Below are 12856 nucleotides of genomic sequence, written 5' to 3'. Positions count from 1 at the left end.
CGGCCGTGGCTGCTCCGCTGACCGCCGAGACCATCCGGACCGCTCCCAAGGTACTGCTCCACGATCACCTGGACGGCGGCCCACGGGTCACCACGGTGATCGAGCTGGCCGAGGCCGCCGGCTACCGGGACCTGCCCACGACCGACCCGGCCGAGCTCGCCGCCTGGTTCCTCGGCGCGGCGCACTCCGGGGCGCTCGAGCGCTACCTGGAGACGTTCGGGCACACCGTCGCGGTGATGCAGACCCCCGAGGCGCTGGCCCGCGTCGCGTCCGAGGCGGCGCAGGACCTGGCCGCCGACGGCGTCGTCTACGCCGAGATCCGGTTCGCCCCGGAGCTGCACGTCGACAAGGGACTGGACCTCGACACCGTCGTCCAGTCGGTGCTCTCGGGGTTCCGCACCGGCACCGAGCTCGCCGCGGCGAGCGGGCGCACGATCCGGATCGGGGCCCTGCTCACCGCGATGCGGCACGCCGCGCGGTCGCGGGAGATCGCCGAGCTGTCGGTGCGCTATCGCGACGAGGGCGTCGTCGGGTTCGACATCGCCGGTGCCGAGAAGGGATTCCCGCCCACCCGGCACCTGGACGCGTTCGAGTACGTCCGCCAGCAGAACGCGCACGTCACGATCCACGCCGGCGAGGCGTTCGGGCTGCCGTCGATCTGGGAGGCGATCCAGTGGTGCGGCGCCGACCGCCTCGGGCACGGCGTGCGGACCGTCGACGACATCGGAGTCGCCGACGACCCGGGGGAACCGCCGCGGCTGGGCCGGCTCGCCGCCTACATCCGCGACATGCGGGTGCCGCTGGAGATGTGCCCGACGTCCAACGTGCACACCGGTGCGGCACCGTCGCTGGCCGAGCACCCGATCGGGCTGCTCACGCGGCTGCGTTTCCGGGTCACGGTCAACACCGACAACCGCCTGATGTCGGCGTGCACGATGACCAGCGAGATGACCGACCTCGTGGAGACGTTCGGCTACGACTGGCCGACGCTGCAGTGGTTCACCGTCAACGCGATGAAGTCGGCGTTCATCGGGTTCGACGAGCGGCTCGCGCTGATCACCGACGTGATCAAGCCGGGCTACGCCGCGCTGATGGCGGACTGAGCGGAGCTCGCGGAACGACCCGGCGGCCTGCGACGAAAGTCGGTACCGGGTGGGCCGTGGGTCGGCGATGACGGCAGGTCCGTGTACTACGCCGATACCGTGACCGTCGTGACCGACAGCCCCGCTCCGAGCGCGCCGCGCCGTGCGGCTGCGGGACCGTGGCGGGCCTGGCTGGAGTCCACCGGGCTCGCCGCGTTCCGCCCCTCCGGGGCCCGCACCGGTGGGGACCCGTCGGGCTGGCCGCGGCCCGGGCTGTGGCCGGCCCGCTGGGTCGCGGTGCTCGTCGTCGGCGCGACGGTGCTGTTCACCGGTCTGGACGTGCTCGCCGCCGTCGTGGGCGGGCGGACCACCGGCGCGGCCGGCCCGTACGCCGGACTGGTGCTGCAGATCGTCTGCGACCTCGCGCTGCTGTTCGCGATCCGCGCCCCGCTCGTGGTCTCCGGGCTGATGCTCGCCGCGGGCCTCGCGTTCACCGGCAGCGAGCTGGTCTCGCCCGGGCTGCTGGTCCCGTCGCCGACGCTGACCGGCAACCCGCTGCTGCCCGCCGCGACCGCCACGGTGGTGTTCATCCTCGTGCAGCTGCGCGGCGGACGGGCACCGTGGCTGATCGTCGGGGCGCTGGTGGTGATCGCGGTGCGGCCGTGGGCCCCGGCCCTGGACACGATCGCGCTTGGCCTGCTCGCCTCCGCGGTCCCGGCGCTGGCCGGGCGGTTCGTGGAGGCCCGCCGACAGAACCTGGCCGACCTGCGCGAACGCGCCGAGCGCAGCGACCGCGAGCAGCATCTGCTCGCCGAGCGGGCACGGGCGCAGGAACGGGCGCGCCTGGCGTCGGAGATGCACGACGTCGTCAGCCACCGGGTCTCGCTGATGGTGCTGCAGGCCGGTGCACTGGAGGTGGCCGCGACCGACCCGGCCACCCGCGAGGCCGCGGCCGCACTGCGCGGGGCGGGCGTGACGGCGCTGGACGAGCTGCGCGAGGTCGTCGGTGTGCTGCGGGCGCCCGGGCCGGGTGGAGGCGGCGGGGCCCGGCTCGCCACCTCGCCCCGGGTGGGCCCGGAGGCGGGTGCGCCGGAGCTCGACGAGCTGCTGGAGTCCTCCCGCGCCGCCGGGCTGCGGGTGCGCGCCGAGGGACTCGACGGCCTTGCGGACCTGCCGGCGTCGGTCGCGCGGGCGGTGCACCGGGTGGTGCAGGAGGGACTGACGAACGTGCACAAGCACGCCCCCGGATCCGAGGCGGCCGTTGCGGTGCGCCGCGGCCCGGACGTCGTCGCGGTCGAGGTCCGCAACTCCGCCCCCGCCGCCCCCGCCCCGGCCGTCACCGACCTGGCCGCCACCGGTACCGGCAGTGGCCTGCGTGGTCTGCGGGAACGCGTGGAGCTGCTGGGCGGGACGCTGGAGCACGGGTCGTCCGCGGACGGCGGATTCGTCGTGACGGCGACGGTCCCGTCCTCCGCCGTGCCCGGACCGGTGCGGCGATGACCGCGCCGGGGAGCGGCCCCGCCACCGCGGCGGACGGGCCGGTGCTGCGCGTCGTCGTCGCCGACGACGAGCTGATGGTCTGCGCGCACCTGCGCACGATCCTCGGGGCGGCCGGGGACATCGAGGTCGTCGCCGAGGCCGCGGACGGCGCCGAGGCGGTCGAGGCCGTCGTGCGGCACCGCCCGGACGTCGTGCTGATGGACCTGCGGATGCCCGGAGTCGACGGGCTGGTCGCGATCGGGCGGATCGCCGCACTGCCCGACCCGCCGCCGGTCGTCGCCCTGACGACGTTCGACGGCGACGACCACGTCCACCGCGCCCTGCGCGCCGGCGCCGCGGGCTACCTGCTCAAGTCGACGCCGCCGCACGAGCTGGCCGGACTGGTCCGGGTCGCCGCCGAGGGGCACACCGTGATGACGCGTTCCGCGGCCCGCTCACTGGTCACCGGCACGGCCGGGCAACGCGACGCCCGCAGAACCGCCCGTCGCAGGCTGGCGGCACTGACCGAGCGGGAGCACGACGTCGTCGCCCTGCTCGCCGACGGCGCCACGAACGCCGCGATCGGACGGTCGCTGCACCTCACCGAGGCGACGGTGAAGGGCTACGTCTCCCGCGCCCTGGACAAGCTGGCCTGCGACAACCGCACCCAGCTCGGCCTCCTGGCCCGCGAGGCGGGCCTGGGCGGCGGCCGAGGCCGCGCAGTTCCCTCCGGCGAGGGGGGAGATCAGCGCTGACGCAGCCGCCCGCGCAGGGTCGCCACGAGCTCGCCCCACTGCGCCGCCTCGGGGCCGAACGGCGGGCTCGGGGCCATCCGGGTCGGGTCCGGGCGGACGATGAACGACACCAGCCACCCCAGCCGCGACGACTCGACCAGGGCCTCGGCGGGCTCCGGGTCCCCGGCCCACTCGCCGACGTCGAGCAGCAGCTCCGAGGCCAGGTCCAGCTGGACCGGGTCCATGTCCAGCACGCCCTCGGCCAGGTCCTCGCCGATGCCGGTCAGCACGTAGGTGTTCATGTCCTCGACGGTCGCGGTCAGCTCCCCGACGTGGGCGGCGTCGAGCACCTCCTGCCACGTCGACGCCGCGGCCAGGTCGGAGTTCGTCACGACCTCGCCGTCCGGGTCGGCCAGCGCGCGCACCAGCGCCCGCTCGGAGGAGAAGACGTCGATCCTCCCGGCCGAGCCGAGGAACACCGGCTTGTCGTCGAGGTAGCAGCGCAGCGTCACGACCTCGCCGTCGGAGGTCTCGATGCGGATCGGGTCGATGCCGACCTCACCCCAGAACCCGACCGGCTCGTCCGGCGCGTCGGGGGAGTCGACGACGGCGCCGTGACCCTCGGCCTCCAGCTCGGCGTCGTCGAGGTCGTCCTCGTCCGGGACGCCGTCGTCGGCCTCGGCCAGCGCGACGGCCTCGGCGCGCGACTTCTCCAGCGCGGACTCGTCGATCTTCGGCGTCGCGACCAGCTCGTCGAGTGTGTCGACGACCTCGTCCCAGCTCTCGCCGATGGTCTCCGACAGCGCGGACCACTGTTTGGCGCCCTCACGGCCGGCGAATGCGACCGCGCCCTGGCGGAGCAGGTCGAAGCCGGGCTCGCCGTCCAGGATCCGGGTGACGTTGTCCAGGTCGCAGACCTCGGCCAGCGACCGGATGATCGCGACCGTCTCGTCGAGCTCGGAGATCGTCCAGCCGTCCGGGTCGCCGGCGGCGACCTCGGGGAGGCCGACGACGTCGAACCGGTGGTTCTCGTCCGGGGTCAGCTCACCGACCGACAGCGTCGGCACCACCGACCACGCGGGATGGTCGGTGAGGTCGTGCTCCGGGGCGGTCCGGACGTAGGCGGCCATCCCGGCCACCTCGTCGAAACCGAACACGGCCTCCTCGTCGCCGAGGAAGGCCTCCCACTCCTCACCGTCCTCGCGCCACCGGGGCGCCCACAGGGTGACCACGTCACCCCGGGTGAGGGCGAGCTGGATCGGGACGATGTCGCTTGCCACGTCCGCGAGCCTAGCGTCGGACCCCGACGGTTCGCCGCCTCGGCCCGGCCGTCCGGTCGGGACCGGCGGCCGCCCTGCGGCGACGCCGTCTGCGCCGGATGGATCAACCGTCGTCTGCGCCGTACGGACGAGGCACCGTCGGGTGCCCGGCGATCTGCGCCGAGTACCGACCCGCCCCGTTCGTCGCGTCACCGAGACCGCGATCCCCCCGTGGACCGTTCCCCGCCTGAGCCGGGAGCGGCCCGCCGTGCCCGACCCGCGAGCGGGTCAGGCCTGGCTGTGCAGACGCACCACGCCGATGGAGACGTCTTCGAGTCCCCCGCGGTCGAAGTCCCGTCGGAGTTGGTCCGCCTTCACCGTCGCCGTCATCCCGTCGAACGGCCCGTGTGCGTCCACCTCCCCGGTCTGCGGGTCCACCGCCAGAACGACGTACCCGTCGCACTGTGTAAGCCTTTCCGCCGCAGCGATCAAAGTCGCCTCTTCGGAAGTCGTGTTCTCCGGCACCGGATCACCTCCTCGTCATCTAGTACAGCGTCGGCGGGGGCTCCGGTGTGACACCGTTTCGGCCATACCACCCGTTCGGGTCAGGTGAATCCTGATTTCGGCGACCGCGAGTGCTGATCTTGGCACGCACTGCAGTGCGTCACGCGACCGAGGGAGCGGAGGGTGCATGATCAGCAACTCATGGTCACCGCTGATTCTTCCGTGGATCGGCTGCTACGCAATGCCTTCCGGGGTGGTCCGAAGATCACCCGGGCGGACCAGATGGGCGCTCGGGCCGCCCAGTGCCTCACCCGTCGGAGGACGATTACCGATCACATGGCGTGAACGCTGACACACTCTCGTGTCGAGGTTCTCCGGGCCGCCGACCGGCCGCGATGTCGGTGCCGGATGTCAGGATCTCCTCCATGCGCACCCTCCGGACACCCGAGGCGCGGTTCACCGGCCTCCCGGGACCCGACATCGCCCACCGTCACGCGCAGGTGCGCGACGGCGACGGCGGGACGCTCCGGATGGCGTGGGCGCACGCCGGGCCCGAGGACGGCCCGCCCGTGCTGCTCCTGCACGGCGAACCGACCTGGTCGTTCCTCTACCGGACGATGATCCCGGTGCTGGCCGGGGCGGGCCTGCGGGTGATCGCGCCGGACCTGGTCGGCTTCGGCCGGTCGGACAAACCGGCCGAGATCGCCGACCACAGCTACGCCCGGCACGTCGAGTGGGTCCGGGAGCTGGTCTTCGACGTGCTCGACCTGCGCGGGGTGACGCTGGTCGGGCAGGACTGGGGCGGGCTGATCGGCCTGCGCCTGCTCGCCGAGCACCCGGACCGGTTCGCCCGCGTGGTCGCGGCCAACACCGGGCTTCCGACCGGGGACCACGACATGCCCGAGGTCTGGTGGAGCTTCCGCCGGGCGGTGGAGAAGGCGGGCGCGGCCGGGACGCTCGACGTGGCCCGTCTCGTCGGGTCCGGGTGCCTGCGGCCGATGTCCGACGACGTGCGCGCCGCCTACGCCGCCCCGTTCCCGGACCTGTCCTACGCGGCCGGCCCGCGGGCGATGCCGCTCCTGGTGCCGACCCGCCCGGACGACCCGTCGACCGGGCCCAACCGCGCGGCCTGGGACGTGCTGCGCCGCCTCGACGTCCCGGTGCTCCTCGCGTTCTCCGACTCCGACCCGATCACCGGGCCGATGCGGGCGGTGCTGGCCCGCGAGCTCCCCGGCGCCGCCGCGCGGCAGCACCCGACGATCGCCGGGGCCGGGCACTTCCTGCAGGAGGACGCCGGGCCGGAGCTGGCCGCCGCGATCGTGGAGTTCTGCCGGTGAGCGCGGCCGGGAGCCGGGTCCCGCTGCCGGTCGGACCCGACGCGGCCGCCCCGTCGCGCGCCGGGGAACGCGAGGCCGGCTGGGAGTGCGCGGAGATCGGGGAGTTCGCGGCCCGCGTGCCACCGCAGCCGCCGGTGCCGATCTGGTGGCGGTGGCTGCCGCGCTGGCTGCAGCCGGGGCCGCTGTGGGACTCGCGCAACGACGTCGTCGCGAAGCTCCTCGGCGACCCGACCGACGCGATCCGCACCGCCTGGCTGCGCCGGATGGACGACGGCCCGCAGGACCCGGCGCGGAACCTGCGCACCCGGGTCGTGGACCGCTTCGCCGACCGCGAGCAGATCTCGGTCGCGCTGCTCGGCGACCCGGGGGAGGGCGACGCGTCGCAGTACGTCGTGCCGCCGGTGCTGGAGCGGGTGGCGGGCGACACCGACCTGGCCGTCGTCGTCAGCGACGTGATCTACCCCGCGGGCGGCGTCGCCGAGTACGAGAACCGGCTGCACCGTCCCTACACCGGCTACCCGGGCCCGATCTACGGCCTGCCCGGCAACCACGACTGGTACGACGACCTGACCGGTTTCATGGCCACGTTCTGCGGCCAGGCCCCCGACGACGGCCCGCCGCGGGTCCCCGGCCCCGGCCCGGCCGCGAAGCGGTGGCTCAGGGCGCGCCTGTGGCGCCGGGCCCCGCGGGGCACCGCCGCGGACGTCGAGCGGATGCGGGCCCGCTGGCGGGGAGCTCCGGGCCAGCAGGCCACCCAGCCCGGCCCCTACTGCGCGATCGACGCCGGCCCGGTCCGCCTGGTGCTGATCGACACCGGCCTGCACGGCGGGATCGACGCCGACCAGGCCGACTGGCTGCGCGAGGTCTCCCACTCCGACGACCGGCCGAAGATCCTGCTCACCGGCAAGCCGCTGCTGACCTACGCCGCGCCGCAGCCGTGCCCGGTCCGCGACCCGCGTCCGGGCGGGCCGAGGTCGGTGGAGGAGATCGTCACCGACCCGCGGGCCCACTACATCGCCGCGATCGGCGGCGACGACCACGCCTACCAGCGCTACCCGCTCGCCCTCGACGACGGCCGCACCCTGCTCTGCCTGGTGGCCGGGGGCAGCGGCGCGTTCCTGTCCGCCACCCACACCATCCCCAACCTCGACGACGTGCCCGTCGCCGTCACCGAGGACGAGTTCCGCTGCTACCCGCTGCGCGGCGACTCCCTGGCCTACTTCAGCCGCCGCTACGACCGGATCCTCGGGCTGGGGCTCGGCAGGCTCGTCCTGAGCCCGGGCGAGGCCTCCGCACTGGTCGCGAGACGGCTGCACATGGATCCGCCGCGGGCCGCGCGCGTCGAGCCCGGGGTGTGGGCGCGACGCATCGAGCCCGCGCTGTTCCGGCTCCCCTCGCGCGGCTCGGCGCCCGGGCACAACCTGATGTCGGTGCTATTCGACGGCGACGCCCCGCCGCTGTTCAAGTCGTTCCTGCGCCTCGACGCCACCGCCGACGAGGTCGTGATCAGCGCATGGTCGGCCACCGGCTGTCTCGAGCACGAACGGCACCCGGCGTGTGAGGACCGGATGCGGGCCCGCCGCGGCGCCGACGGGCGCTGGACCTGGACGAGCGAGACGCCCGGCCGGGCGACGCCCTGACGAGGCACCCGATCCCCGCGGGCCCGCGGCTACGCTGCGGGACATGGACGTGCGTGTGGTCGACCACCCCCTCGCGCGGGCGCGCCTGTCCAGCATGCGCGACGCCCGCAACGACAACGCGACGTTCCGTGCGGCCCTGCGCGAGCTGACGTTGATGCTCGTCTACGAGGCCACCCGGGACGCGCCGCTCGCCGAGGGCCCGCTGCACACCCCGGTGGCCCGCACCGTCGGCTACCGCCTGGCGACGCCGCCGGTGCTGGTCCCGGTGCTGCGCGCCGGGCTCGGGATGGCCGACGCCGCGCTGAACCTGGTCCCGGAGGCCCAGATGGGCTTCGTCGGCATGGCCCGGGACGAGAGGACGCACCAGCCGGTGCCCTACATGGAGTCGCTACCGGAGTCGCTGGTCGGGCGCCCGGTGTTCGTGCTGGACCCGATGCTGGCCACCGGCGGCTCGCTGGTGCGCACGATCGAGCTGCTCACCGCGCGCGGCGCCGACGACGTCACCGCGATCTGCGCGCTCGCCGCGCCCGAGGGAGTGGAACGCCTCGGCGGCAGCGGCCTGCCCGTCCGGCTGGTCACCGCCAGCGTCGACGAGCGGCTCAACGACTCCGCGTTCATCGTCCCGGGCCTCGGGGACGCCGGCGACCGGCAGTTCGGCGCGGTCTGAGACCCGTGCGTCACCGGACCGTCCGTCCGCTGCGCCGCCTCACGCTGATCGTGGGCGTGCTCGTGGCCGCGCTGGGCGCGGTCGCGGTGCTCCCGGCGGACCGGCCACAGGCCCCGGAGGTGCGGGCCTCGGCGCCGGGGACGCTGCGGGTGATGCCGTTCGGGGCGTCGAGCACCGAGGGCGTCGGGAGCGTGTCCACCGCCGGGTACCGGCTGCCGCTGTGGCAGCGCCTGACCGCGGACGGGATCCGGGTCGACTACGTCGGCTCGCGCTCCGGCGGCCCGCCGGCGTTGCCCGACCGCGACCACGAGGGCCGGTCCGGCACCACCGCGGCCCGGATGGCCCCGTCGGCCGGGGGCTGGGTGCTGGCCGCGGACCCGGACGTGGTCCTGCTGCACGCCGGCACGAACGACCTGCTCGGCGGGGCGTCCGGGGCGACCGTCGCCCGGCGTCTGGACGCGCTGCTCACGACGATCTTCGCCGCCGCACCGGACACGCACGTCGTGATGGCCGGGGTGTGGGCACCGCTGCCCCGCCACAGTGCGGCGCGCGCGGAGCTGGCCCGGCTCTCCCCGGGCGTCGCCGCCGCGCACCGGGCCCGCGGGCACTCGGTGGAGTTCGTCGACACCTCGCGCCTGTTCGCCGGGTCCCGCACCGTGGACGGGCTGCACGCCGGCCCGGCCGCCTACCGGACGATCGCCGCGATGTGGGCTGAGAGGATCGAGGCCTGGCGCGACGACCGGCCCGTACAGGGCCCCGCGCCTACTCCGCCTCGGCCACGGCCTTGATGCGCTGCAGCGTCTCGGTCATGCCGCGGACGTTCGTCCTCCGCCGGGCCCGTCCGGCGATCGCCCAGTAGATCCTCGTCCCGAGGCTCTGCTCGAGCGCGAAGGACTCGGTGACGTCGGTGCCGTCGCCGTTCGGGGTGAAGCGGTAGTGCCAGTTGTTCACCCGCAGCGAGCCGGCCATGACGGTGAACCCGAACTCGCGGCCGGGGACGCACGCGGTGACCTTGCAGACCGTCCAGTACATCGGCCCGCGTCCGTTGCGCTTGACGTGCCCGCGGAACCGGGCGCCCAGCGCCGGTCCGGTCGCGCCGTCGAGCCACTCCGCCTCGAGCGTCTCGGGGGAGAACCTCCCGGTGTTGCGGACGTCGGAGACCAGCTCCCAGACCTTCTCCGCCGGTGCGTTCATGTGCACCGTGACCTCGTCGCGCACGTGTGTCCTCTCAGGATTCCATCAGCCCGGCGGCCACCGTGGCCCCGAGCTCCCAGCATGCCTGCCGGGCAGCCGCGTCCGGTGCACCGGTGATCGTCACCGGCGCGGCGGCGGGCGTCCAGCCCATGCCACCGGCGATCGTCGTGACGGCCTTCACCGCGCCCGTGGTGTCCGAGCCGCCGTGCACCCACAGGCCGTAGGGCAGGTCTTTCGTGTCGTCGCCGCAGACGTAGAAGACCTGGTCGAAGAAGTGCTTGAGCGCTCCGGACATGTAGCCGATGTTCGCCGGGGTGCCGAGCAGGACGCCGTCACACGCCAGCAGGTCCGACGCCGTCGCGGCCAGGGCGGCGCGGGCGACGACCTCGACGCCGGTGATCTCCGGGTCGGACGCGCCCCGCCTCACCTCGGCGAGCAGCTCCGCCGTCGCGGGCGAGGGCGTGTGGTGGACGATCAGCAGGCGGCTCACGGGCGGTCGTCCGCGAGGAGGGTGTCGACCTCGTCGTGCAGCTCTGTCAGCCGCCGTTCGGCGCGGGAGCGGGCGTCGGCGAGACCGTCCGGGCCATCCGGGTGCTCGACGACCTCCAGATAGGTCTTGAGCTTCGGCTCGGTGCCCGACGGGCGGATCACCACCCGCGCGCCGTCGCGGCGCAGGCGCAGCACGTCCGGGGCCGGGCGGTCGAGGTCCCAGCCCGACGGCGGGTGCTCGCGCAGCCGGGCCACCGCGGCGTCCCGCTCGGCCGGGTCCATCCGGACCGACCGGCCCCGGGTCAGGTGCACGCCGTGGGCGACCGCGAGCTCGTCGAGGCGGTCGAGCAGTGTCGCGCCGTCCGCGCGCAGGGACGCGGCCAGGTCGGCGGCCAGCACGCACGCGGCGATGCCGTCCTTGTCCAGGACGGCGGCGGGGTCCACGCAGTAGCCGAGCGCCTCCTCGTAGCCGTAGACCAGCCCGGGCCCGCCGCGCACGATCCACTTGAACCCGGTCAGCGTCTCGGCGAACCGCGCACCGTGGGACTCCGCGAGCGGGCGCAGCATCGACGACGAGACGACCGTCGTGGCGACGAGCGGGTCGTCGCTCGTGGTGTGGCGCAGGACGTGGTCGGCGAGCAGCACGCCGGTCTCGTCGCCGGTCAGCATCCGCCAGCCGTCCGGACCCTCGACGCCGAGCGCGCAGCGGTCCGCGTCCGGGTCCAGGGCGACGGCGAGGTCGGCGCCGACGTCGGCGGCCAGGGCGAGGACGGCGTCGGTCGCGCCGGGCTCCTCCGGGTTCGGGAACGCGACGGTCGGGAAGTCCGGGTCCGGCGCGGCCTGCGAGGCCACCACCCGGACGTCGGAGAAACCGCTGCGCGACAACGCGTGCACGCACGTCTGACCGCCGACGCCGTGCAGCGGGGTCAGCGCGATCCGCAGCGCCGTCGCGCCGGTGCGGGGCAGCGCGACGACGCGGTCCAGGTAGGACCCGGTGACCGACACCGGCGGCGGCGGGCTCGCGACGTCGACCGACACGGCGGGTGGCGCGGCGGCGATCGCGGCCTCGATCTGCGCGTCGACCGGCGGGACGATCTGGGCGCCGTTGCCGAGGTAGACCTTGTAGCCGTTGTCGCCCGCGGGGTTGTGCGAGGCGGTGACCTGCACCCCGGCCACCGCGCCGAGGTGCCGGACGGCGAACGCGAGCACCGGCGTCGGGACGGCGCCGTCGAGCAGCGCGACGGCGAACCCGGCCCCGGCGAGGACCCCGGCCGCCGCGTCGGCGAACGCCGCCGAACCGTGCCGGGCGTCCCGGCCGACGACGACCGTGCGCCCGGCCTGCCCCTGCTCGACCAACCACGTCGCCAGGCCGGAGGTGGCCCGGCGGACGACGGCGACGTTCATCCCGGACGGTCCGGCGCGGACCGGTCCGCGCAGCCCGGCCGTCCCGAACCTCAGCGGCCCGGACATGCGGTCGGCCAGGTCGGCGACCGGACCCGTCGCATCCGGACCGTCCGGGGCGGTGCCGCCGGTCATCGCCGCGACCAGCACGCGCTGCAACTCGTCGCGGGTGGACGGGTCGGGGTCGTCGGCGATCCAGCGCATCGCCGCGTCGCGCAGGGCCGGGAGCAGGGCCACGGTCGTCAGACCTGCCCGAGGAGCTCGCGCAGCAGCTCACCCATCCGGGTCGCCGCGGCCGCGCCGGCCTCCAGGACCTCCTCGTGGTTCAGCGGCTGCCCGCTCATCCCGGCGGCGAGGTTCGTGACCAGCGAGATGCCGCAGACGTCGAGTCCCTCGGCGCGGGCGGCGATCGTCTCCAGCACCGTCGACATGCCGACCAGGTCCGCGCCCAGCCCGCGCAGCATCCGGATCTCGGCGGGGGTCTCGAAGTGCGGCCCCGGCAGCCCCGCGTAGACGCCCTCCTCCAGCGACGGGTCGATCGCGCGGGCCAGCTCGCGCAGGCGCGGGGAGTAGGCGTCGGTGAGGTCGACGAACCGCGCCCCGACCAGCGGGGACCGGGCGAGCAGGTTCAGGTGGTCGGAGACGAGCACCGGCTGCCCGACCGACATGCCCTCGCGGATCCCGCCGGCCGCGTTGGTCAGCACCACCGCCCGGCAGCCCGCCGCGGCGGCCGTCCGCACGCCGTGCACGACGGCGTCGACGCCGTGGCCCTCGTAGAGGTGGGTGCGCCCGAGCAGCACCAGCACCCGCCGGTCGCCGACCGGTACCGAGCGGACCGTGCCGCCGTGCCCGAACGCGGTCGGCGCGACGAACCCGGTCAGGTCCGCCATCGGGACCTCGGTCCCGGCGCCGAGCACGTCGGCGGCGGGCCGCCAGCCCGACCCCAGCACGACGGCGACGTCGTGGGACGCGACGCCGGTTGCCTGCGCCAGGTCGGCGGCGGCGCGGGCGGCGTTCTCGGCGGGATCGGGGACGGCCGGGGAGCTCATGGCGGCCAGCCTAGACACGGC

At 75.0% G+C, this 12856-nt stretch carries 13 protein-coding genes; 7 read left to right on the top strand and 6 right to left on the bottom strand.

Annotated features, from left to right (window positions below; all coding sequences use genetic code 11):
• Positions 1-5 precede the first annotated feature (5 nt).
• The 3 genes from EV383_RS25595 (at position 6) to EV383_RS25585 (ending at position 3316) form a co-directional block, all read left to right on the top strand.
• Positions 6-1103 carry an adenosine deaminase gene (locus EV383_RS25595; RefSeq protein WP_242623311.1) on the top strand — a complete coding sequence of 366 codons (1098 nt, stop codon included), beginning with the start codon at positions 6-8 and terminating at the stop codon, positions 1101-1103.
• A 108-nt stretch (positions 1104-1211) separates the two neighbouring features.
• On the top strand, positions 1212-2582 hold the full coding sequence (locus tag EV383_RS25590; RefSeq protein ID WP_242623310.1) for a sensor histidine kinase: 1371 nt from the start codon (positions 1212-1214) through the stop codon (positions 2580-2582).
• Positions 2579-3316: a response regulator transcription factor gene (locus EV383_RS25585; protein ID WP_423213666.1), complete on the top strand. Its 738-nt coding sequence runs from the start codon at positions 2579-2581 to the stop codon at positions 3314-3316. The genes EV383_RS25590 and EV383_RS25585 overlap by 4 nt, the downstream gene beginning before the upstream one ends.
• Here the strand turns inward: EV383_RS25585 and EV383_RS25580 are convergent.
• Both EV383_RS25580 and EV383_RS25575 read right to left on the bottom strand, forming a co-directional pair.
• Positions 3307-4575 carry a primosomal protein gene (locus EV383_RS25580; protein ID WP_130292287.1) on the bottom strand — a complete coding sequence of 423 codons (1269 nt, stop codon included), beginning with the start codon at positions 4573-4575 and terminating at the stop codon, positions 3307-3309. The genes EV383_RS25585 and EV383_RS25580 overlap by 10 nt on opposite strands.
• A gap of 267 nt (positions 4576-4842) precedes the next feature.
• Complete coding sequence (locus tag EV383_RS25575) at positions 4843-5079, bottom strand: hypothetical protein (RefSeq protein ID WP_130292286.1); 237 nt, start codon at positions 5077-5079, stop codon at positions 4843-4845.
• A 404-nt stretch (positions 5080-5483) separates the two neighbouring features.
• Here EV383_RS25575 and EV383_RS25570 point away from each other — a divergent pair, with 404 nt between their 5' ends.
• The 4 genes from EV383_RS25570 to EV383_RS25555 are packed head-to-tail and all read left to right on the top strand — an operon-like array spanning position 5484 to position 9490.
• Positions 5484-6395, top strand: coding sequence for a haloalkane dehalogenase (locus EV383_RS25570; RefSeq protein WP_130292285.1), 912 nt, complete (start codon positions 5484-5486; stop codon positions 6393-6395).
• Positions 6392-8035: a metallophosphoesterase family protein gene (locus EV383_RS25565; protein WP_130292284.1), complete on the top strand. Its 1644-nt coding sequence runs from the start codon at positions 6392-6394 to the stop codon at positions 8033-8035. Before EV383_RS25570 ends, EV383_RS25565 begins: the two co-directional genes overlap by 4 nt.
• 43 nt (positions 8036-8078) lie before the next feature.
• Positions 8079-8702: a uracil phosphoribosyltransferase gene (gene upp, locus EV383_RS25560; protein ID WP_130292283.1), complete on the top strand. Its 624-nt coding sequence runs from the start codon at positions 8079-8081 to the stop codon at positions 8700-8702.
• 5 nt (positions 8703-8707) lie between these two features.
• Positions 8708-9490, top strand: a complete 783-nt coding sequence (locus EV383_RS25555; protein WP_130292282.1) for a GDSL-type esterase/lipase family protein — start codon at positions 8708-8710, stop codon at positions 9488-9490.
• On the opposite strand, the gene EV383_RS25550 is transcribed toward EV383_RS25555, so the two are convergent.
• The 4 genes from EV383_RS25550 to EV383_RS25535 are packed head-to-tail and all read right to left on the bottom strand — an operon-like array spanning position 9465 to position 12835.
• Positions 9465-9920 carry an SRPBCC family protein gene (locus tag EV383_RS25550; protein WP_207223660.1) on the bottom strand — a complete coding sequence of 152 codons (456 nt, stop codon included), beginning with the start codon at positions 9918-9920 and terminating at the stop codon, positions 9465-9467. The genes EV383_RS25555 and EV383_RS25550 overlap by 26 nt on opposite strands.
• A 10-nt stretch (positions 9921-9930) precedes the next feature.
• Entirely contained in the window at positions 9931-10386 is a 456-nt protein-coding gene (locus tag EV383_RS25545; RefSeq protein WP_130292281.1) for a flavodoxin family protein, read from the bottom strand.
• Positions 10383-11990 (bottom strand): phospho-sugar mutase, encoded by a 1608-nt coding sequence (locus EV383_RS25540; protein ID WP_130295017.1) that lies wholly within the window; start codon positions 11988-11990, stop codon positions 10383-10385. Before EV383_RS25540 ends, EV383_RS25545 begins: the two co-directional genes overlap by 4 nt.
• Positions 11991-12028: 38 nt before the next feature.
• Entirely contained in the window at positions 12029-12835 is an 807-nt protein-coding gene (locus tag EV383_RS25535) for a purine-nucleoside phosphorylase (protein ID WP_130292280.1), read from the bottom strand.
• Positions 12836-12856 lie beyond the last annotated feature (21 nt).

The organism is Pseudonocardia sediminis (assembly GCF_004217185.1).
Lineage (GTDB): Bacteria > Actinomycetota > Actinomycetes > Mycobacteriales > Pseudonocardiaceae > Pseudonocardia > Pseudonocardia sediminis.
The sequence above is the reverse complement of the archived record's forward strand: the minus strand, read 5'-3'. Positions and strand labels throughout refer to the sequence as shown.